18 protein-coding genes and 1 pseudogene are annotated in these 19,491 nt (G+C 71.9%); 8 read left to right on the top strand and 11 right to left on the bottom strand.

The genetic code is table 11. From position 1 onward, the window contains the following. Positions 1-37: 37 nt before the first annotated feature. Both ACIBEC_RS34595 and ACIBEC_RS34590 read left to right on the top strand, forming a co-directional pair. Positions 38-1,690, top strand: a complete 1,653-nt coding sequence (locus tag ACIBEC_RS34595; protein WP_360506662.1) for a hypothetical protein — start codon at positions 38-40, stop codon at positions 1,688-1,690. 392 nt (positions 1,691-2,082) lie between these two features. Next, positions 2,083-2,910, top strand: a complete 828-nt coding sequence (locus ACIBEC_RS34590; RefSeq protein ID WP_360506665.1) for a hypothetical protein — start codon at positions 2,083-2,085, stop codon at positions 2,908-2,910. Positions 2,911-3,130: 220 nt separating this feature from the next. Here ACIBEC_RS34590 and ACIBEC_RS34585 read toward each other — a convergent pair whose 3' ends face one another. Together ACIBEC_RS34585 and ACIBEC_RS34580 are read right to left on the bottom strand one after the other, a co-directional pair. Beyond that, the gene (locus ACIBEC_RS34585; protein WP_360506668.1) at positions 3,131-3,625 is read right to left on the bottom strand and encodes a PH domain-containing protein; all 495 of its coding nucleotides are present in this window, start codon (positions 3,623-3,625) and stop codon (positions 3,131-3,133) included. A gap of 360 nt (positions 3,626-3,985) precedes the next feature. Then, positions 3,986-5,230 (bottom strand): Ig-like domain-containing protein, encoded by a 1,245-nt coding sequence (locus ACIBEC_RS34580; RefSeq protein WP_360506670.1) that lies wholly within the window; start codon positions 5,228-5,230, stop codon positions 3,986-3,988. A gap of 315 nt (positions 5,231-5,545) precedes the next feature. Between ACIBEC_RS34580 and ACIBEC_RS34575 the strand changes: the two are divergent. Both ACIBEC_RS34575 and ACIBEC_RS34570 read left to right on the top strand, forming a co-directional pair. Continuing rightward, positions 5,546-5,761: pseudogene (locus ACIBEC_RS34575) on the top strand (helix-turn-helix domain-containing protein); the annotation flags it as partial. A 345-nt stretch (positions 5,762-6,106) separates the two neighbouring features. Continuing rightward, positions 6,107-6,931: a hypothetical protein gene (locus ACIBEC_RS34570; protein WP_360506767.1), complete on the top strand. Its 825-nt coding sequence runs from the start codon at positions 6,107-6,109 to the stop codon at positions 6,929-6,931. Between the two features lie 180 nt (positions 6,932-7,111). Here the strand turns inward: ACIBEC_RS34570 and ACIBEC_RS34565 are convergent, their stop codons facing one another. Further along, positions 7,112-8,101, bottom strand: coding sequence for an aldo/keto reductase (locus ACIBEC_RS34565; RefSeq protein WP_360506673.1), 990 nt, complete (start codon positions 8,099-8,101; stop codon positions 7,112-7,114). Positions 8,102-8,364: 263 nt separating this feature from the next. Between ACIBEC_RS34565 and ACIBEC_RS34560 the strand changes: the two genes are divergently transcribed. From ACIBEC_RS34560 to ACIBEC_RS34550, 3 genes are all read left to right on the top strand, one after another. Beyond that, the gene (locus ACIBEC_RS34560; protein WP_360506676.1) at positions 8,365-8,835 is read left to right on the top strand and encodes a DUF6924 domain-containing protein; all 471 of its coding nucleotides are present in this window, start codon (positions 8,365-8,367) and stop codon (positions 8,833-8,835) included. 11 nt (positions 8,836-8,846) lie between these two features. Continuing rightward, positions 8,847-8,978, top strand: coding sequence for a hypothetical protein (locus ACIBEC_RS34555; protein ID WP_360506679.1), 132 nt, complete (start codon positions 8,847-8,849; stop codon positions 8,976-8,978). A 141-nt stretch (positions 8,979-9,119) separates the two neighbouring features. Next, positions 9,120-9,794 (top strand): hypothetical protein, encoded by a 675-nt coding sequence (locus ACIBEC_RS34550; RefSeq protein ID WP_360506682.1) that lies wholly within the window; start codon positions 9,120-9,122, stop codon positions 9,792-9,794. Between the two features lie 48 nt (positions 9,795-9,842). On the opposite strand, the gene ACIBEC_RS34545 is transcribed toward ACIBEC_RS34550, so the two are convergent. Further along, positions 9,843-11,117 (bottom strand): M23 family metallopeptidase, encoded by a 1,275-nt coding sequence (locus ACIBEC_RS34545; protein WP_360506685.1) that lies wholly within the window; start codon positions 11,115-11,117, stop codon positions 9,843-9,845. Positions 11,118-11,501: 384 nt separating this feature from the next. Here ACIBEC_RS34545 and ACIBEC_RS34540 point away from each other — a divergent pair, with 384 nt between their 5' ends. Next, a complete protein-coding gene (locus tag ACIBEC_RS34540) occupies positions 11,502-12,095 on the top strand; it encodes a DinB family protein (protein ID WP_360506688.1) in 594 nt (197 codons plus the stop codon). 251 nt (positions 12,096-12,346) lie between these two features. Here the strand turns inward: ACIBEC_RS34540 and ACIBEC_RS34535 are convergent, their stop codons facing one another. The 7 genes from ACIBEC_RS34535 to ACIBEC_RS34505 all read right to left on the bottom strand — a co-directional run bounded on the left by ACIBEC_RS34535 (position 12,347) and on the right by ACIBEC_RS34505 (position 19,490). Next, on the bottom strand, positions 12,347-12,796 hold the full coding sequence (locus tag ACIBEC_RS34535) for a DUF1931 family protein (protein WP_396289714.1): 450 nt from the start codon (positions 12,794-12,796) through the stop codon (positions 12,347-12,349). Positions 12,797-12,860: 64 nt separating this feature from the next. After that, on the bottom strand, positions 12,861-14,561 hold the full coding sequence (locus ACIBEC_RS34530) for an FAD-dependent oxidoreductase (RefSeq protein WP_360506693.1): 1,701 nt from the start codon (positions 14,559-14,561) through the stop codon (positions 12,861-12,863). Between the two features lie 145 nt (positions 14,562-14,706). Beyond that, on the bottom strand, positions 14,707-14,970 hold the full coding sequence (locus tag ACIBEC_RS34525) for a UBP-type zinc finger domain-containing protein (RefSeq protein ID WP_360506696.1): 264 nt from the start codon (positions 14,968-14,970) through the stop codon (positions 14,707-14,709). Further along, complete coding sequence (gene trxA, locus ACIBEC_RS34520; protein ID WP_360506699.1) at positions 14,967-15,500, bottom strand: thioredoxin; 534 nt, start codon at positions 15,498-15,500, stop codon at positions 14,967-14,969. The genes ACIBEC_RS34525 and trxA overlap by 4 nt, the downstream gene beginning before the upstream one ends. Further along, the gene (clpB, locus tag ACIBEC_RS34515) at positions 15,500-18,124 is read right to left on the bottom strand and encodes an ATP-dependent chaperone ClpB (protein WP_360506702.1); all 2,625 of its coding nucleotides are present in this window, start codon (positions 18,122-18,124) and stop codon (positions 15,500-15,502) included. Before clpB ends, trxA begins: the two co-directional genes overlap by 1 nt. Then, entirely contained in the window at positions 18,115-18,498 is a 384-nt protein-coding gene (locus ACIBEC_RS34510; protein ID WP_360506705.1) for a chaperone modulator CbpM, read from the bottom strand. Before ACIBEC_RS34510 ends, clpB begins: the two co-directional genes overlap by 10 nt. Beyond that, positions 18,495-19,490, bottom strand: coding sequence for a DnaJ C-terminal domain-containing protein (locus ACIBEC_RS34505; RefSeq protein ID WP_360506708.1), 996 nt, complete (start codon positions 19,488-19,490; stop codon positions 18,495-18,497). The genes ACIBEC_RS34510 and ACIBEC_RS34505 overlap by 4 nt, the downstream gene beginning before the upstream one ends. Position 19,491 lies beyond the last annotated feature (1 nt).

The following is a 19,491-nucleotide window of genomic DNA, read 5'->3' as shown; positions in this document are numbered from 1 at the left end:
CGGTGCGAGGAGCAGTCGCCGGCGAGGGGGATCGCGCATGCCGAAGGGGCTGGCCCAGTTGGGCCCAGCGCTCTACGTGACGAGGGCTGGGGACCAGCGCCTGGGCCCGGCTCCGCCGAGCAGCGGCGACCGGGGCCTGCTGCGCAGCGGGTCCGTTCCCTGCCTGCTGACGGTCCTGCGGGTGGCGGCGCACCAGGAAGCGGACAGGGGCGCCGGCATGGACCTGGCGGTGGCGCTGGTGCGTGCCGGTCATCTCGCCCGGGCGGTCGAGCTGGTTCGGACGGGCGCGGGCCGGTCCGGTCCGGAGAAGGACCTCGTCCGTCTGGTGCGGACGGCGGGCGAGGCCGGAGACCTGAACGGTGCGCGGGCGCTCGCCGAGTCGTTGACCGACCGCTCGCTGCGGGACTGCGCCCTGGTCGCCCACATCCCGGCGGTGGCGCGCGCCGGTGAACGCGGGCGCGCCGTCGGCCTGGTGGAGACGGTCCGCTATCCGCACAACTGGCCGCGGGCGTGGGCCGGGTTGGCGAAGGCGGTGGCCGACAGCGGCGACTTCCCCGCCGCGCTCGGGTACGCCGCCAGAGCCGCCGAGTGCGCGGGCGGCGCGGAGATGGGGCGGGCGCTCGTCACGGGCATGGAGATCGCACTCGCCGCCGGGGACCGCGTCCTGGCCGGCACGTTCGCCGACCGGGTGGAGGACCTCGTGCGGTGCGAGAGCCGCAATGGTGTCGGACAGCGCGCGCTCCTCGTCGCGGTGCTGGCCTTGGAGGCCTGCAGCGGTGACCTGGACCGGCTCGACGCCGTGCTGCGCAGCCTGGTCCGTGCCGCCGCCGCGAAGGCTGCCGAGGCGGCGGCGGCCGAGGCGGCGGCGGCAGGTTCGCCGGAGAGCGACGCCGACTCCGATGCCCTGTGTCTCACGATCCTCGCCCGGCCCCGCCCGCCCTTCGACGCCCGGATCGTGCCCGAGCTGCTGGAGGCGGTCGCCGACACCGCCGACCGGGAGGTGGCCCTCGCCCTGGCGGGCCGGGCCGAGGCACTGCTCCGCTCCGACGCGGGCCTCGACGGCCTCGGGCTGCGGGAGGCCGTGACCTTGCTGCTGGCCAGGCACGGGCAGGTCGAGCGGGCCATGGCGATCGCCGACCGGATCGTCGAGCCCGATCTGCGGGCGGCGCGCAAGGCCGAGATCGTCGAGGCGCTGGCCTGGTCCGGGGACACGGACCAGGCCGAGGACCTCGCCCGCGCCTTCGCGGACCGATGGGCGCGGAGCCGGGCCTTGATGGCCGTCGTCGGCGAGCTGGCCCGGCGCGGCGAGACGGCCCGGGCCGAGGCCCTCGTCCCCGCGATCCCCGACCGCTGGGGGCGGGACGAGGCGCTCATCGACGTCGTCGGCGCGTTGGCCCGCCAGGGCGAGCCGGAGCGGGCCGAGGACCTCGCCCACACGATCCGCCACGGCCGGACGCGGGCCCGTGCACTGGCCGCCCTGGTGGAGGTGTCGGAGCCCGCCCGCGCCCGCAGGCTGGCCGCCCGGGCCGTGTTCCTCGGCGGCTGGGCGATGGTCCTCGAAGACCTGGAGGAGATCGCCCCCGGCGGGGCACTGGCCATCGCCGCTGAGCTGATGGCCCGGCAGGAGCACGCACCCCCCACCACGCAGGAGGCGCGACGACGAGGACGGCTCCCGGGCCGGCGGCCGTGACACGAGGCTGAGAACGGCGCGGGAGCGCACGAGCCGGACCGACTCCCGTGAGGGAGCGGGCCTGCTTCGCCGCCCTCGGACGCGACCCGGCGGCGATGCCGTGGGCGTCGATGCGGATTCTCGACCGCGTGTTCCGTGGTGTCAGCGACCGGTGCGATGCCGCCGGGAGAAGGGGGAGCTCGTGAACGGTGGGGGAGACCGGGTCCGTGCTGGGGGTCTCCCCGGGTCTGTTGCCCCCGCCGGCTGTCCTGCTGCTCGCTGCTCCCGTGGGTGGCCGGCCTGCCGGCTTCGCGTCCGGGCCGGGGCGGCGTCAGGTGTGTATGCCGGCAACAGGATTGACCGGGGAGCCGCCACACCATATTTTGAACGCGTTCAATCTGATGGAAGGGGGCATGGACATGCTTCAGCACGTCGGGCCGGGGGCGGCTGCGGAAGGCGCAGGACCGGTCGGGGGAGCATCCGCCGCGTCCCCGGCGACGATGCGCGCCGGTGGCGGCAGCGGCGGCAGCGGGCGGCGTCGGCCGCAGCCGGGCGTGAGGAGCCAGCCGGACAGGAGGAGGCAGCGCGGTCTCTGCTACGCCACCGTCCACTCCTTCACCGTCGCCCTGCTCGTCCTGCTGCCCGCGGCCTACCTGACCGTGTTCGAGCTGTCCGACGGCTACCCCGGCGCAGACCCGGTGATGTACCTCCTGCTCGTGCTGCCGCTCCTACTCCTCCCGTTCGCCATCGGCACCCGCACCTCGGCCGGTCACCGGCGGGCAGCCCTGCGCTGGTTCGGGCGCGCCGTCGCGTACTACGTCGCCTGCTTCCTGGCCCCGCTCGTCCTGCTCCTCGCACTGGCCTCGCTGGCCTTCACCGCGGCCCTCGGCGGCACCTGGACGTCGGAGTCACTGCTGCTGGAGGGGCTCGAATACATCGGCCTGGCCGCCCTGCTGTTCGGCGGCTCCGTCGTCGTCGCGCTGTTCATGGTGGCGCCATGGGCGGCGCGAGGCCTGGACGCCCGCCCCGTCCTCGCCGTCCTCGCCAACGTCATGCCGACTCTCGTGGTCATGATCGGCGCCATTCCCGCCGTGATCGTCATCGCCGTCCACCTGGTCTTCACCTACCGGGTGATGCCTGCCGCCACCCTGTGGCGGCGCTCCCACCCGGGCGCGAGAGCCGCAGGGCAGCGGCAGGCGGACTCCGCCCCCACCAGCGGCGGTACCGGTGACCGGCCCTGACGGGCCGTCCTGACCGACCGTCCTGACGGACCGCCCCGCGGGTGGTGAGGGGTCGGAGCATGCGAGCGTCGGCGGACGTCGGCGCGTGGTCCTCCGCGCTGATCCTGGAGGAATCGGCCGAGCCGTTCACGTTCGTCGTCGATGCCGGCGGTGTGAGGAGCCGTTGTCGTACCGACCACGCTGAGCATGAGTTCGAGTGTGACGGTGGGGTCGGGCCGAACTACTCGGTCGTGGCACCGGGTTGGGCTGCGGCCCACGCGGCCCGCAGCTCCGAGAGGCGCGACCGGACTTCCGGGTCGTCGGCGCTCGATGCGACCAGGCCTGGCAGGACGACCGGCCGCCCCTTGTGCCGGCGCACCTCGAGGAGGCAGTGATCGATGCCGCGGTTGACCTCCGGTGAGAACCCGAACGACCGCACCTGCGGCCAGGGGACCACACGCGTCCTCAGCAGGGTCCGCGTGGTGAGGCCCGTGGTACTCACCGTGGTACTGCCGCAGAAGGGGCCCACGAAGGAGGCCGCGATGACGTAGGCGACGATCAGGCCGGCCGTGAAGAGTGCGATCATCGCGGGATCCCGGCCCTTGGCCGCTGCGGCGAGGACGAAGGCAAGGGCGCAGGCCAGAGCGGTCGGGAAGAGGACCAAGGTCCTCCGGCCCGTCCGCCGGAACCGGATCGGCGCCTTGAAGTAGCGCTGCCCGTCGCGCCGATCGCTCATGGATCCCCCGCTCGCTGTGCCGCCGACCGTCATTGTCCTGGAAGTCCTGGGCGCCAGCCAAACTTCTGACACGGCCGACTTCCCCGGTCGCCCCTGCGGGCATGACCGGTTCAGACGAAGAGCGGGATGGGGTTGAGGTCCGCGCGACCCTCGCCAGGTGCGCGCCCTGGAGCGCCGGCACCTCCCGCTCGGAGAGCAGGTAGGTGGCCTCGCCCGCGACCACCCCGGCGTGCAGGTGGCGCTTGAATCCGATGAACCATGTCACGCCGCGACGACTCCGGTGTCGGCGGGCCGGTCGAGGTTCTCGACGACGAGGACCGGCTGCTCGGCGGCGGAGGACGGCTCCTCGGCGGGCGGGTGCTACCAGGTGGGCCAGGGGAGGTTCCAGCCGCTGAGGCCGTTGTCGGGGGCGACGGTCTTCTCCTTGGTGTTCACGACCGTGACGACGTCGCCGATCAGCGAGCTGTTGAAGAACGACCCCGCGGGGGAGGTGTCGCTGCCGCCCTCCACGTCCTTGAGCGCGACGCAGCCGTGGCTGGTGTTGGCCTTGCCGAACGGGTCTCCCTTGTACCAGTAGTTCCCGTGGAGGTAGGTACCGCTCCTCGTCAGCCGCATCGCGTGCGGGACGTCAGGGATGTTGTACTCACTGCCCAGCCCGACGGTCTGGGAGTTCATGTGGGTGACGTTCTCCTTGGACATGATGACCATGGTTCCGCCCCAGGAGGGGTGCTGCTCGTCGCCGAGGGTGGCGGGCACGGTGGTGGACTTGCCGTCCCGCACGATCGTCATCAGGTGCGTGGCGGCGTCCGCGGTGGAGACCTGGGAGCGGCCGATGGTGAACGGTTCGTCCTTGTCGATGTCGCCCCAGACGCCGGGGGCGACTTCGACGTTCTTCAGCCGGTAGTGGATGGTGACCTTGGTGTTCGGCTTCCAGTACTCCGCCGGGCGGAAGTCGATCCGGTTGTCGCCGAACCAGTGGCCCTTCACCTCGGTGCCGTTGTCCGTCTCGAAGGTGATGCCCTTGGCGACGGCGTCCTTGTTCACGATCTTGCTGCTGAAGTCCACCTTGACGATCATGCCCACGCCGTAGGTCTGGCCGTCGGCGATGTTGTCGTTGGTGGATACCTGCTTGCCGGGCGAGACGGTGGTGAAGGCACTGGTGGCCGCGGAGACCAGACCATCGGCGTCCTTCGCCTGGGCGTTGACCGTGTACGTCGTGCCGGGGGCGAGCGCGACAGCGGGCTTCCAGCCGGTGCCGTCCGGGGTGATCGAGCCCTGGACGGGCTTGCCGTCCTTGTCGGTCACGTCGACGGCGGTGAGCTTGCCGTGGGAGACGGACACCTGGAGCGCGGTCGGTGCCACTCCCTGGGCCCCGTCCTTCGGCTCCATGTCCAGCACCGCGGTCGACGTCCTCGGCGTCGTGGGGGCGGCCGCCGCGGCCGCCCCGCCGGGGGTGCCGGAGGCGGCGGCGTCAGTGCCCTTGCCCTGGCCGTCGCCGCAGGCCGCGGACATCAGCAGGACCCCGCCCATCGCCAGTGCCACCGCACCGCGGTGGAAACGGTCGTTGGTGCGTATCGCGGCCCGGGCCGCCCGAACAGTGCTCACAGTTGCTCCCTCTCGGTGTTCGACGTCAGCTTGTGCGCCGGTTCGTCCCAGCCGCAACGGTGGGCCGGCGATCAGGGATGCGGGGACGCCTTTACCCGGTTTGAGCTGGGAGGACGTAACCTTCCTGGGACGCGCTCGCGGGGCGCTGGGACGGCACGGCCGGTGCCGGCGGCGGTCTCGGGGAACCGTGGGACGGTCTGCGGCGTGCTTGTCTGCCGGGGCTCACGTCGGCCCGCGTCCCGGTGATCCGGCTGTCGGCGACGACCGGAGCCGGGGGCGTGATCACCGGGAGGTTCACGCGCGGGTGGAGGATCAGTGTCAGAGGGGATCGGGGAGTTGAGGGAGTCGGACGAGGTTGCGCGGCTGCTTCAGGAGCTGAAGAGCCGGTCGGGGCTCAGTTACGGTGCGCTGGCGAAGCGGCTGCACGTGAGCACGTCGGCCCTGCACCGTTACTGCAACGGCGATGTGATGCCGGTGGAGTTCGCCCCGCTGGAGCGCCTCGCGCGGCTGTGCCGGGCGACACCGGAGGAGCGCACCGAGCTCTACCGGCTGTGGGTCACCGCCCACGCGGCACGGGGGAACCGGCAGGCGTCCGCACCCGCCCCCGCGGCGAAGGCTCCGTCAGCGGCTGCGCTGACTGCGACGGCTGCGCTGACTCCGACGGCTGAGGGGGGTTCTGCGGCTCCGGGGCCTGCGACACCGGAGACCCCTGCGGAAGCGGCACCGGAACCGGAGGCGGAAGCGGCGCCGGAACCGGAGGCGGCACCGGAACTGCGACCGGCCGCGGGAGGCGCCGCGGAGGACGGGACGGCCGCCCCGACGCGCACCCCCGCCGTTCCGCCACAGCGGCGAGTGCGCCGGGGTGTACTCGCCGCCGTGACGGCTGCCGCGGTGCTCGCCACCATCGGGGCCGTCGCCACCGGTCTCAAGAGCCACACGGGCGGTGACCCCGCCTCGGCTCCCGCCCCGGCGGCGCACGCCGCGCCGTCCGCCGGGCCGTCCGCCGGATCGCCGGCCCCGCTCCCGACCCCTGGCGCCACGCCGGTCGCCGCCGGCGCGACCCCGTCGGGGCCGACCGGCGCCGCCGACCAGGGTGCGAGCGCCCCGATCACCGTCGCGGTCCGCCCGTCCCGCTGGGATGCCGAGTGCAACCGGTACGTCGTCGACCGCCCGCCGTCGCAAGTCCCCCGGCCGCCTGCGGTGGTGGACGTCCCCGCCTGGGTCTCCAAGGTCGGGGCGGTCCCCGGCCATTACCAGTCCATCGAGCTCACGGTGCAGGGCACCGGCAGCGAGACCGTGGTGCTGACCGCGCTCAACGTCCGCATCGCCCGGATCGCGGCCCCGCTGGCCTGGAACGCCTACGCCATGGCCGACGGCTGCGGCGGCGGAGTCGGCGTCCACTCCTACGACCTCGACCTGGACGCGGCCCGCCCCCGTCCGGTCGTGAGCGAGGGCAGAACCGGCCTGCCGGTCAAGGTGAGCGAGCGGGACCCGGAGGTCATCGAGGTCAGTGCCGAGACCACCTCCCACGACGTCAGCTGGTACCTGGAACTGGAGTGGTCCAGCGGCAACCGCAAGGGCACGCTGTCCATCGGCCTCGGCGACGGCACGCCGTTCCGCACCAGCGCGGTCAAAGGTCGGCCGCTGTACAGCTACCCGATCGGCGGGAAGGCCTGGGAGCCGAGCCCCTTCCAGGAGTGACGAGCGCGCGGGGACCGATGCTTTTCGACGTGCGCCGGTCGATATCGCGGACGGGCGCAGTCGGGCGCCGACGCCGCAACTGCCCGCCCGGGTCGCTTCAGTCGCTCGGTCCCTCCCCGCTCCCGGCTGCCCTGCGTTCCCAGGGCCCGGGTGCGGGCGCAGCCGGTCAGCGGCGGCTGCTCAGCGGTTCACCGCCCGCATCCCGTTCTCGTCGTAGCGCTCGCCCGCCGCCCGGGGCAGCTCGGCGTCGATGCGGGCCAGGTCCTCGTCGGTCAGCTCGACGTCGACGGCGCCCGCGTTCTGCTCCAGGTAGGTGCGGCGCTTGGTGCCCGGGATCGGGACGAGGTCCTCGCCGCGGGCCAGGACCCAGGCGATGGCCAGCTGGGCGGGGGTGATGTCCTTCTCCGCGGCGATCTCCTTCACCTTGTCGGCGAGCCGGAGGTTGGCCGCCAGGTTGGCCTCGGTGAAGCGGGGGTTGCTGCGGCGGAAGTCGTCCCGGTCGAGCTCGTCGGGGGAGCTGAAGCGGCCCGCGAGGAAGCCGCGGCCGAGCGGGGAGTACGGCACGAAGCCGATTCCGAGTTCCCGGCAGGTGGGAAGTACCTCGGCTTCCACGTCCCGGGTCCAGAGCGAGTACTCGGTCTGGACGGCGGTGACCGGGTGGACGGCGTGGGCGCGGCGGATGGTCTCCGCGCTCGCTTCGCTCAGCCCGATGTGGCGCACCTTGCCCTCGGCGACCAGTTCGCCGAGCGCGCCGACGGTCTCCTCGATGGGCACGGCCGGGTCGACCCGGTGCTGGTAGTACAGGTCGATGCGGTCGGTCCCGAGCCGCGCGAGCGAACCGTGGACGGAACTGCGGACGTGCTCGGCGGAGCCGTCCTGGCGGCCCACCGTCGACATGTCGCCCGGAACGGCGCCGTCCATCCGGTAGTTGAACTTCGTGGCGATCACGTACTCGTCACGGTGTCCCCGGACGGCCTCGCCGACCAGGGACTCGTTGGTGAGCGGTCCGTAGACCTGAGCCGTGTCGAGGAAGGTGATGCCGAGATCCAGGGCGCGCCGGATGGTCGCGGTGGCCTCGTCCTGGTCGGCCGTGCCGTAGAAGGCGGACATCCCCATGCAGCCGAGGCCGATGGCCGACACCTGGAGGTCCCGCAGACTGCGCTGTTGCATGTGACGTGCCAGCCCTTCGTCTCGTCTTCCCGTAGCCCGGCGCCCCTCCGGCGCTCCGGTCCGGCCGACCGGGCGGGCCTCGTGTCCTCGGAGAGGACCTTACGGTGCCGGTGCCGTCCGGTGACGGACCGGCACCCCTGACGCAGTCGCCGTCGCCGCCGGTCGGGTCGCGGAACGGGGGGAGGTCGGAGTGTGGCCCACTGTCGGCGGCGGCTGGCAGGGTGTGCGCGTACGTACACTCCCGTGGAGATCGGAGCCCGAGAATGCTGCCCGCCATTGCCGACCGCGACGAGTTCGCCGCACTGGTCATCAGAACCGACTTCGGTGACGACGAGGCCTGGCAGGCCGTGCTGACGGAGCTCTCGAAGCCGTGGGAGTTCGACGGTAGTGACGATGTCGATCCCTACCTCCACATCCTGGACGATCCGGCCTGGTCGGGAGCGACGCCCGATGACGTGGTCGCCGCACTCTCCGGCGACCGGGAACTGAGCATCGTGTACCTGGCAGACCGCGTCACGATGAAGGACCACGAGCACACCTTGCTGGCGGTGTCCGTGCCGACCCGGGAGGAGTACGCGAGCGACGAGGAGTTCGAGGCACACGGCGGCGCCGTTCGGACCGTACCCGCTGGTATCGGTGACATCCACGCGAACCTGTCGATCGCCAATCTGGATTTCGCGGACGTCGTCGAAGCCGCGCGGATCGATCCCGCCGGTATCTTCCGGTCCTTTTGAGAACTCGCCACGTGAGCCGGTCGAACGCGCTGGGCGCGGACTCCTTCGCCGCGGCCTACGAAGAAGGCCGGGGGCTGGACCGCGCGACGGCCGCGACCGAGGTCGACCCCGCCTCGATGTCCGGAGACCAACGGACGCACTGATCGAAGCCCGGCGGCCGAGCGGCGCGCGGGCCGGGGCAGGTCGCCGTGCTTGTCGGAGTCGGTCGACCTCGTGGGCGGTCCTGTCGGCGGCGGACCGTATCGTGGGCGGAGATCACCATCCGAACGCACACGGGGGCACATATGACCGTTCACCGGCCCGGACTGCCGGAGGACCTTCCGCCGGCCGAGGAGCTGTGGGCACGCTGGGCGCTGCTCGCCGCCCTTGAGGCGACCACCGAGGACGAGGAGCGTCCGCCGCGCTACCGGACCGGCCGGTGGATCGATGACGAGGGTTTGCACTGGGACGACTGCGGTTGCACCTGGTGGGTCATGTCCAAGGGGGGCGAGGGCCGGTTCGTGCTCTACGGCGAGGACGAGGCGAGCGACGTCAAGTGGTACGAGCCGGCGATCGACGTGCTGGCGGGCGGCCCGGACTGGCTGCCCTACGAGGCACTGCGGCACCGGCTCGCAGGGCACGAGATCGGCTGCGTCTACTGGTACGAGAACGGCGCCTGGGCCCGGGCGCCGTACCCGGACGGCCTTGACGACGACGGCCTGGACTGCGGTATGAGCTCCTTCATCGACCGAAGCGAGGTGCTGGGCGATCTGACGAACCACCTGGACGACACGGTCGACGGGCAGAGCGCGGACAGCCTCCTGGCCGACGCGGAGGCGTACCGGCTGGAACCGCAGAGGCTGCTGGAACGCCTGGGGCAGACCAACGGCAACGACGACCCGCTGGACCGGCCGGCCATCGTCCGGGCGCTGGCCCGCGCGGGCCTGACAGGGGAGTTCGCGGCGACCGACACCGTCTGAGCCGCCTGATGCGTCCCCAGGCCGGAGCGGGATGCGGCCGGAGCCCGGTCAGAAGTCCAGGACCTCGCGGTCGAGCGGATACTGCGCACGGTGGAGGCCCTCGTACGGCGAGGGCGTGATCGGCAGGACGCCGGTCGGCTGCAGGCCCAGGTTGTCGTCCCAGATCCGGGGTTCGACCTGCCCGAGGACGCGGAACCGCTGGAAGGTGAACGGCGGGCTGTCGGTCGGGAAGAACTCGGCTGTGGTCGTCACCTGGAAGTGCAGGTGCGGTGTGGTGGAGTTGCCGCTGTTGCCGATCAGCCCGAGGACCTGGCCGGGTTCGACGCAGTCGCCCTCCCGGACGCGGAGCGAGCCGGCTTGCAGGTGGGCGTAGAGCAGATAGCGGCCCGGCGCGACCTCCACGGTGACGTGGTTGCCGACGGTGTCCTCGATCGGCGGGACGGGCGGCGTGACGGGCGGCGGGTTGTCCGGGATTCCGTCTTGGACCTCCACCACCCGGCCGCCGGCCGCCGCCACGACCGGCTGACGGTAGCTCAGGTAGCTGGTGAGCTGGGCAGGGTCGCCTTCCCAGGCCTGCCCCTGCTCGCCGACCCGGTACCAGTCGATCGCGAAGCGCTGCGGCACGCCGAAGCGGCCGTTGATCGGGGCGAGGCCGCGCCGGTGGTGGGTGTTGCCGCAGCACGACTCGCTGGCGTACCAGGTGCCGGGCAGGACCGGCGGGTTCAGGTTCAACGGCGCGGTGCGGGCGATCGGGGTGGCCTGCACCGTCTCCTCGAACGCGGAGGGGCCGGAGGCGGTCAGGATGGCACCCGAGAGATGGTGTTCGAGGACGTCGGGCGCCGGCTGACCGCGGTCGAGGGTCAGGTCGAGCCAGATGATCCACTGCTGCGATCCCTGGATGACGGTCGGCGTCGGCGCGGGCGGCGGTGGGGTGTACCCGTCCGCACCCGGCAGGGGGTCGCCCACCGGATTGGCGGCCTCGCTCAGCGCCTGCCCGCTCAGCGAGCCGATGACCTGGTGGGTCCGGGCGTCTCGGACCTCGACACGGTCGAGCCGCATCGGCGTGCTGCCGGACAGTGCGCTCGTGGTCAGCAGTTCGTACGAGAGGTGCGTCGTGCCGTCGGTGGCGTCGAACGGCGTCGGTTCGGTCAGCACCGCCGCCGTCAGCGGCGTGAACTGCGTACCGGGCGCCAGGGCGGCCGCGCCGGTCCCGTATCCGGGTCCCGCTGAGGCCGCCAGCACGGCGGCCGCGAGCACGGCAGCGGCGAGCCCGCGCAGGAGAGGGCTGCGGCTGGTGCGGTCGCGAGGGTCGCGCTCTGCCATGGTGCTCTTTCATCCGTCGGGTCCGGGTCCGTGATGGACGCCGGCACGCCCCGCGGCGAGACGCAGGCCCATGTAACCCGCCGGCGCGCCGCTTCGGGCGGAGGCCGCCGAAGCCAGGTGCCGAACTGCACCCGTCCAGCCGCATCGACCGCCGAGTCCTTGCCTCCCTGGCTCACAGGAAGGGGAACGGGTGCAGGGGGCGGGCAGCCGGGGCGAGGCCATCGCGGCGGCGCGGACGGCGGGCCTCGGGTACTCGTGGCGGAGCGAGGCCGGGGGAGAAGCCGTGGTGGAGGAGCCCTGCCGGCCAGGCCCTTGGCTGATGCATCCTGGGTGGCCGGCGAACTCACGCGACCGCTGTCGGTAGGTGATGCGAGACTCGGTCCCATGAAGCCCAATGACCCCAAAGACGATCTGCACCGCTACCTCAAAGCAGCCCGCGCAGCCCTCGTCTGGAAGCTGGACGGACTGTCCGAGTACGACATCCGCCGCCCCCTGACGCCGACCGGCACCAACCTCCTCGGCCTCGTCAAGCACCTCGCCAGCGTCGAACTCGGGTACTTCGGCCCGACCTTCGGCCGCCCGCACAACGAATCCCTCCCCTGGCACGAGGAGGGCGCCGAGCCCAACGCGGACATGTGGGCGCCCGCCGACGAGTCGCGCGAGGATGTTCTCGGCCTCTACCACCGCGCCTGGGCGCACGCGGACGCGACGATCGAGGCGCTACCGCTCGACGCCATGGGCCACGTCGCGTGGTGGGGCGACAGCGGAGACGTGACGCTTCAGCGGATCATGCTGCACATGACGGCCGAGACGAACCGGCACGCCGGCCACGCCGACATCGTCCGCGAGCTGATCGACGGCAAGGTCGGTATACGGGAGGACAACAGCAACATGGATGGCGGCGACGAGGCGTGGTACCAGGATCACTGGAACCGACTGGAGGCGTCCGCCAAGGAGGCTCAGGCCAAGCAGCGCTGAGGTCGTTCGGGGAGGTGTCTGCCTTGGCAGCCCGTGTTGTCGCCTGCCTGCCCTCCCCGCTCCCCTCACGCAAGGATGGCGTCGGTTCCGGACGTTGATGACGCAAGGAGCTGTGTCATGACGGCGTCGTCCCTGGCTGTTGTCGAGCGAAGCGGCACGTGACGCGCACGACGAGCCTGCCGGTGCGGTCAGCCGGATCACGGCGTCCCGTGATCCGGTCTTGGCGTCATCGCCGACTACCTCGCCCGCGCTCAGATCAGCAGATCGAAGAGTTCGAAGGCCTCGTCCCACTGGGCCGTGGAGGGTCGGCGGGTGTCGCGGGCAATGGTTTTGAGGGCGCGGGCGAGGGCGACGCTGAGGCCGCCGGCCAGGTCGGGCAGCAGCTGCTGGGTCTCCTCGGCTGCGTCCATGCCGAGGGTGGGGCGGGCGGCGAGCTGGTCGAGCAGCGGGCGCAGTTCGATGCCCTCGTCCAGCTTCTTGAAGGCGTGGATGCTCTCCTGCAGGCCTTTGGTGACCGGAAGGTCCTGTGGCTTGATGATGTCCCGGCCGTTGGCCTTGGCGGCGGCCGTGCCGATGAGGAAGAGGTCGTAGAGCTTGGCGTCCACGAAGTCGTTGTAGCGCTTGAGGTCGTTCTTGTTGACGTCGAGGCCGGCGGCTGCGCGGAAGAAGCGCTCGAACTTGGGAACTCCCATGACGGGCATGTCATTTCACCTTTCGCGGCGGTGGAGGGGCTGAGGTCGGTGGGCTGAGGTCGGCGGGCCGAGGTCATCGGATGGCGGGTGGTCCCACCTCCCCGAGGTGCTCGTGCGCCAGGCGGACGGCCATGGCCCCCTCGCCGACCGCGGAGGCCACCCGCTTGACCGAGCCGCTGCGGACGTCGCCGACGGCGAAGACTCCCGGCAGACCGGTTTCCAGTGCGAGCGGGGTGCGGGCGAGCGGCTTCCAGAGGTCCGCTGTCGGATGGACCACGTCCTGCCCGGTCGGAATGAAGCCGCGCGGGTCCAGGGCGACGGCGTCGGCGAGCCAGGACGTTCCGGGGCGCGCGCCGATGAAGACGAACAGGGCAGCGGCCGCCAGCACCTGCTGCTCGCGGGTGCGATTGTCCTCGACGACGACGGATTCGACCCGGTCCTCGCCGGTGACCTCCCGGACCTCGGTATGCAGCCGGACATGGATCCGGGGGTGCCGCTCGATCCGGTCGATCAGGTAGCGGGACATGTGGTGGCCGAGATCCCCGCCGCGGACCAGCAGATGGACGGCGGGCGACTCACGCGCCATGAACAGGGCTGCCTGGCCGGCGGAGTTGCCGCCGCCGACGACGGCCACCGGGTCAAGACGGCAGCTCCGTGCCTCCCAGAGGGTGGCGGCGTAGTGGACGCCGAGCCCCTCGAGGCGTTCGATGCCGGGGGCGGTCAGCCGCCGGTAGCGGGCGCCGGTGGCCACCACGACGTTCTTGGCGGCGACCGTGCTGCCGTCGGTGAGCCGCACCACGTTGGTCCCGTCGCGCTGTTCCAGGCCGGTGGCCTCGGCGGGGACGGAGATTCGGGCGCCGAACCGGTTGGCCTGCACGACGGCGCGTTCGGCGAGCTCCATGCCGGAGATCCCGGCGGGGAAACCGAGGTAGTTCTCGATCCGGGGGGATGTACCGGCCTGGCCGCCGGTCGCCACGGCCTCCAGGACGACCGTGGAGAGTCCCTCGGAGGCTCCGTACACCGCGGCGGCCAGGCCCCCGGGTCCTGCGCCGACCACCAGCAGGCCGCAGACGGCCCTTGCGGTGGTCTCGGTCCGCAGCCCGATGACCTGGGCGAGTTCGACGTTGGAAGGATTGCGCAGTACCCGGTGGTCGTGCCAGACGACGACCGGGGTTTCCTGCGGAGTCACACCGAGGCGCATCAGCAGCGCCTCGGCCTCGGGTTCCTTCTCCAGATCGACCCAGCGGTGCGGGAGGCGGTTGCGGGCGGCGAACTCCAGCAGCCGCCGGGTGTCGGGGGAGAAGGCGGAGCCGATGATACGGAAGCCCGTGCCCGCGCCGGCCAGCATGCTACGGCGCAGCAGGTAGGCCCGCAGGATCACGTCGCCGAGCGCGGGTTCGCCGCTGAGCAGGTCGCGCAGGGCGGCCGAACCCACCCCCAGCACCTCGCCGGGAGTGCTCACCACCGCGCTGAGGACGGCGGTCTGGCCTTCCAGGAGACCGAGTTCGCCGAGGAAGCTGTGCGGACCGTGCACATGGACGACGTGCTCCTGGTGGCCGTGGCCGTGGCCGTGGCCGTGGCCTTCGACCACGGCCACCGTGCCCCTGAGGACGACAAAGAACTCCTCGCTGGGTTCGCCCGCCCGGACGAGCTGTTCCCCCTTTCGGACCGGCCGTACCTGTCCGCAGGATCTCAGGATCGCGATCTGGTCGTCCGTCAGCCGCGGATAGGCGCCGTAGACGTCGGCGACGTGCGAGGCATTGGTGGCGGTCACGGTTCACTCCTCTCGGCAGAAGCAGCGGCGGAACCGGAAAGCGGAGGCGGAAAGCGGAACCGGAAAGCGGAGGCGGAAACGGCGGGGGAAGCAGATGCGGAGGCACCAACCCTGGACGAAGCGCGGCCGGGCGGGCCCGCCGGGCTCAGACCATCGCCTCGTGCACGAAACACCACCGCCAGTCCTCACCGGGCTCGAACGACCGCACAACCGGGTGCCCGTCGCTCGCCGCGTGAGCACGGGCGTGCCGCATCGGCGAGGAGTCGCAGCAGCCGACGTGGCCACAGGTCAGGCACAGGCGCAGATGCACCCACGGAGACCCCAGTCGCAGGCAGTCCTCGCAGCCCTGCGGTGTTCTGGGCGTGACGGGCCGGACCATGGACAGGTGCGGGTCGGGCAGAGTGGTCATCGCGGCCTCCCCGAGGTGGGATCGGCTGGTCCGTGGGACGCCGACAGTGACCGGTCCACCCACTGCCGCAGCGCGTTCGCGGGTGCGGCGCCGGTCTGGCGGGCGACGGGCCTGCCGTGGTCGAGAATCAGCAGGGTGGGTACGGCTTGGACTTCGAACCGCTGCGCCAGGTTGGGCGACTTGTCGATGTCGACCTTCACGAGCTTGATCCGGCCGGCCAGGTCCTTGGCGACCTGTTCGAGGGCGGGGCTCACCATGCGGCAGGGGCCGCACCAGCTGGCCCAGAGGTCGACGAGCACGGGCAGGTCCGCCTGCTCGGCGACCTCCCCGAAGTCGGCGTCGTCCGCTTCGGCGATCCACGGCAGCGAGGCCCGGCAGTTGCCGCAGCGCGGCCTGCCCTCCGCCGCGGCGGGTACGCGGTTGGTCCGGCCGCAGTTGACGCAGGCGACCGTCCGCACCGAGGTCCCGGCGCCGTCGGTACTGCCGTCACGGCCGCCGCGGTCGGCGCGGCCTTCTGGAGAAGCACTCATCACGGCTCCTGCGGCTCGTCCTGGAGGGTGACGGTCAGTTCGTCGCCCTCGGCGTCGACCAGGATGGTCACGCCTTCGCGTGCCTCACCACTGAGCAGCGCGCGGCCGATCCTGGTCTCGACCTCGTGCGAGATGAAGCGGCGCAGCGGCCTGGCCCCGTAGACCGGGTCGTAGCCCTCGCCCGCGATCAGTCGGCGGGCCGGCTCGGTGAGGACGAGGGTGATGCGCTGCTCGGAGAGGCGGTCGCGGAGCTCGTCGAGGAGCAGATCGACGATGCGCTCGATCTGTGCGATGCCGAGCGGGTGGAAGAGGACGATGTCGTCGACGCGGTTGAGGAACTCGGGACGGAAGTGGCCGTTGAGCTCGGCCATCACCAGCGCCCGGGCTTCGGGCTTGATCTCGCCGGCCTGGGTGGCCTCCTGGAGGAGGTACTGGGAGCCCAGGTTGGAGGTCATGATGACGACGGTGTTGCGGAAGTCGACGGTACGGCCCTGGGAGTCGGTGATCCGGCCGTCGTCCAGTACCTGGAGCAGCGTGTTGAAGACATCGGCGTGCGCCTTCTCGATCTCGTCGAACAGGACGACCGCGTACGGCTTGCGGCGCACTGCCTCGGTGAGCTGGCCGCCCTCGTCGTAGCCGACATATCCGGGGGGCGCGCCGACCAGCCGGCTGACGGTGTGCCGCTCCTGGTACTCGCTCATGTCGAGGCGGATCATGTTGGTCTCGCTGTCGAACAGCGCGGCGGCCAGTGTCTTGGCCAGCTCGGTCTTGCCCACGCCGGTGGGGCCGAGGAAGATGAAGGAGCCGATCGGCCGGCGCGGGTCGCGCACTCCGGAGCGGGCCCGGATCACCGCGTCGGCGACGAGCTGGACGGCCTCGTCCTGCCCGACCACCCGCTCGCGCAGGATCTCGTCCAGCTTGAGCAGCTTCTGCCGCTCGCCCTCCTGGAGACGGGTGACGGGGATGCCGGTCCACGCGGAGATGATCTCGGCGATCTCGTCGGCGGTGACCACCTCGCGCAGCAGCCGGCTCTCGCCCTGTTTGCCGGCGAGCCGTTCCTCCTCGGCGCCCAGGCGGCGCTCCAGTTCGGCGACGGTTCCGTAGCGGAGCTGGGCGGCCCGGTTGAGATCGTAGGCGCGCTCGGCCTGCTCGGCCTCCTGCCGGGCGGCTTCCAGTTCCTTGCGCAGTTCCTGGACCTTGCGGATGGCCTGGCGCTCGGCCTCCCACTGGGCGTGTTTGGCGTCCACTTCGCCGCGCAGGTCTGCCAGTTCACGGCGCAGGTGCTCCAGGCGGGCCCGGCTGGCGGGGTCGGTCTCCTGGTCCAGCGCGGCCTCCTCGATCTCCAACCGGGTGGCCCGGCGGGAGAGTTCGTCGAGTTCCGCGGGCATCGAGTCGATCTCGGTCCGCAGCCGTGCGCAGGCCTCGTCGACCAGGTCGATGGCCTTGTCCGGGAGGAAGCGGTCGCTGATGTACCGGTGGCTGAGGGTGGCCGCGGCGACCAGAGCGTTGTCCTGGATCTTGACGCCGTGGAAGATCTCCAGCCGCTCGCGGATGCCGCGCAGGATGGAGATCGCGTCCTCGACGGTCGGCTCGTCCACCAGCACGGTCTGGAAGCGGCGCTCCAAGGCGGCGTCGGACTCGATGTGCTTGCGGTACTCGTCCAGCGTGGTGGCGCCGATCATGTGCAGCTCGCCGCGGGCCAGCATCGGCTTGAGCATGTTGCCCGCGTCCATGGCACCCTCGGCGGCGCCGGCCCCGACGACGGTGTGCAACTCGTCCACGAAGACCAGGATCCGGCCCTCGGCGCCCTTGACCTCGGCCAGTACGGCCTTCAGCCTCTCCTCGAACTCACCGCGGTATTTGGCTCCGGCCACCAGCGAACCCATGTCGAGCGAGAACACCGTCTTGTCCCGCAGCCCTTCGGGCACGTCACCACGCACGATCCGCTGCGCGAGGCCCTCGACGATGGCGGTCTTGCCGACCCCGGGCTCGCCGATCAGCACGGGGTTGTTCTTGGTCTTCCGGCTGAGGATCTGGATCACCCGGCGGATCTCGGCGTCCCGGCCGATCACCGGGTCGAGGCGGCCGACGCGGGCCTCGACGACGAGGTCGCGCCCGTACTTCTCCAGGGCCTCGTACGCTTCCTCGGGATTGGCGGAGGTGACCCGCTGATTCCCGCGCACCGTGGTGAGGGCCGCGAGGAATGAGTCCTTGGTGACGCCCTGTTCGCCGAGCCGCCGGCCGGCCGCGGTGGTCGAACCCTCGTCCACCAGGGCCAGCACCAGGTGCTCGGTGGAGACGTACTCGTCCTTGAGCCGCTTGGCCTCCTGCTCCGCGGTGTCGAGCAGCCGGGCCAGCCGCTGGGTCACCATCACCCGGCCCGGGGCGGCGCCCGGACCGGTCGTGCGCGGGCGCTTGGCGAGATCGGACTCGACGCCGTCCCGAAGGGCGGCCGGGTCGGCCCCGGCGCCGGCCAGCAGACGGGTGGTCAGGCCGTCCTGCTGATCGAGCAGGGCCAGCAGCAGGTGCTCCCCGTCGACCTCGGTCTGGCCCATCCGTACAGCGACGCTCTGCGCTGCCTGGAGCGCTTCCTGGGACTTCTGGGTGAGGCGGTTCATGTCCATGTCGTGGGCTCCTTGGCGGCTCGTTCGCTGCGCCGCAGCGCGGCCTCCAGGCGATCGATACGGTCGAGCAGGTCCATGACGACGCCAACGGCCGCGTAGTTGAGGAACAGCCCGGCCCGCAGCCGCTGCACGCGGGCGATGGCCGACGGCGCGTCGGCCCGGAACCACAGCCGGCCCCGGGCGTCACGCTCGGTGTCCACCAGCCCGAGGGCCACGAAGCGGCGTACCAGGTCGGGGGGCAGTCCGCTGTGGAAGGCCACGTCGGCCATGGTGAGCTGGTAGGGGCTGGTCCGGTGGACCCGCACCAGGGGATAGGTGGCCCCGGCGCCGGCCTGTCCGCCATCTTCGGCGGAATGACGCTGATCGGCTCTCATGTCTGCTTCCTCGGGTCGAAGGAGGAGACGGCGGCCAGTTCCTCGAACAGCTCCCGTTCGCGCGGGCCGGGCGAGGACGGCACCATCACCTTGATCTCGGCGTAGAGGTCACCGGGGGAACCCTTGGGATGAGGCATCCCCTCGCCGCGCAGCCGCAACCGGCGGCCGGTGGAGGTACCCGGCGGCACGTGCACCTTGACCGTCCCGCCCGGACCGGAGACCGGCACCGTCGCGCCGAGGGCGGCCTCCCAGGCGCTGACGGGCAGATCGACGTGGATGTCGCGCCCGTCGAGCCGGTAGCGGGGATGGGGGGCGATGCGGACCAGGAGGTAGAGGTCCCCGGCGGAACCCGGGCCCCGGCCTCGGCCGCCCTCACCCGCGAGCCGGATGCGCTGCCCGTCGACCACCCCGGCGGGGATGCTGACCTCGTAGCCGCGCTCCCCGCCGGGGCCGCCCAGGGTGATCTTCCGCTTCCCGCCGTGGTACGCCTCCTCCAGGCTGAGCGTGAGTTCGGCCTCCTGGTCCGCGCCGGGGATCGGGCTGCCGCGCCCGGCGCGGCCGGGCCGGCCGCCGAACATGCCTCCGAAGAGGTCCTCGAAGTCCACGCCGGAGGTGTCGAAGTCGGTCTGCGTCCAGGTCCGGGCGCCTGCCCGGTCGGCGCCTCGGGCGCCCCCGAAGGGACTGCTGCCTCCGAAGGGAGTGCCGCGGTACGCGCCGGCTCCGCCGCCGAAACCGTGGCCGGCCGCGACCCGCTCGTCGTAGTCCTCCGGAACCTGCCGGAAGTCCGGGCCGAAGCGGTCGTAGCGGGACCGGGTGTCGGGGTCGGACAGCACGCTGTACGCCTCGTTGATCTGCTTGAAGCGCTCCTCGGCGGCCGGATCGCGGTTCACGTCGGGGTGGTAACGGCGGGCCAGGGTACGGAACGCCTGCTGGATCTCGGCGGCGTCGGCGGTGCGGGGGATGCCCAGCACCTCGTAGTAGTCGGCTGCCATG

Source organism: Kitasatospora sp. NPDC051164 (assembly GCF_044455625.1).
Taxonomy (GTDB): Bacteria; Actinomycetota; Actinomycetes; order Streptomycetales; family Streptomycetaceae; genus Kitasatospora.
Note: the sequence above shows the minus strand (reverse complement) of the source record. Positions and strands in the feature narration are given on the sequence as shown.

Bases quoted from the DNA above. Each gene is read 5' to 3' on its own strand.
- ACIBEC_RS34595 (WP_360506662.1), top strand. From the start codon at position 38: ATGCCGAAGGGGCTGGCCCAGTTGGGCCCAGCGCTCTACGTGACGAGG.
- ACIBEC_RS34590 (WP_360506665.1), top strand. From the start codon at position 2,083: ATGGACATGCTTCAGCACGTCGGGCCGGGGGCGGCTGCGGAAGGCGCA.
- ACIBEC_RS34585 (WP_360506668.1), bottom strand. From the start codon at position 3,625: ATGAGCGATCGGCGCGACGGGCAGCGCTACTTCAAGGCGCCGATCCGG.
- ACIBEC_RS34565 (WP_360506673.1), bottom strand. From the start codon at position 8,101: ATGCAACAGCGCAGTCTGCGGGACCTCCAGGTGTCGGCCATCGGCCTC.
- ACIBEC_RS34560 (WP_360506676.1), top strand. From the start codon at position 8,365: ATGCTGCCCGCCATTGCCGACCGCGACGAGTTCGCCGCACTGGTCATC.
- ACIBEC_RS34550 (WP_360506682.1), top strand. From the start codon at position 9,120: ATGACCGTTCACCGGCCCGGACTGCCGGAGGACCTTCCGCCGGCCGAG.
- ACIBEC_RS34545 (WP_360506685.1), bottom strand. From the start codon at position 11,117: ATGGCAGAGCGCGACCCTCGCGACCGCACCAGCCGCAGCCCTCTCCTG.
- ACIBEC_RS34540 (WP_360506688.1), top strand. From the start codon at position 11,502: ATGAAGCCCAATGACCCCAAAGACGATCTGCACCGCTACCTCAAAGCA.
- ACIBEC_RS34535 (WP_396289714.1), bottom strand. From the start codon at position 12,796: ATGCCCGTCATGGGAGTTCCCAAGTTCGAGCGCTTCTTCCGCGCAGCC.
- ACIBEC_RS34525 (WP_360506696.1), bottom strand. From the start codon at position 14,970: ATGACCACTCTGCCCGACCCGCACCTGTCCATGGTCCGGCCCGTCACG.
- trxA (WP_360506699.1), bottom strand. From the start codon at position 15,500: ATGAGTGCTTCTCCAGAAGGCCGCGCCGACCGCGGCGGCCGTGACGGC.
- clpB (WP_360506702.1), bottom strand. From the start codon at position 18,124: ATGGACATGAACCGCCTCACCCAGAAGTCCCAGGAAGCGCTCCAGGCA.
- ACIBEC_RS34510 (WP_360506705.1), bottom strand. From the start codon at position 18,498: ATGAGAGCCGATCAGCGTCATTCCGCCGAAGATGGCGGACAGGCCGGC.
- ACIBEC_RS34505 (WP_360506708.1), bottom strand. From the start codon at position 19,490: ATGGCAGCCGACTACTACGAGGTGCTGGGCATCCCCCGCACCGCCGAC.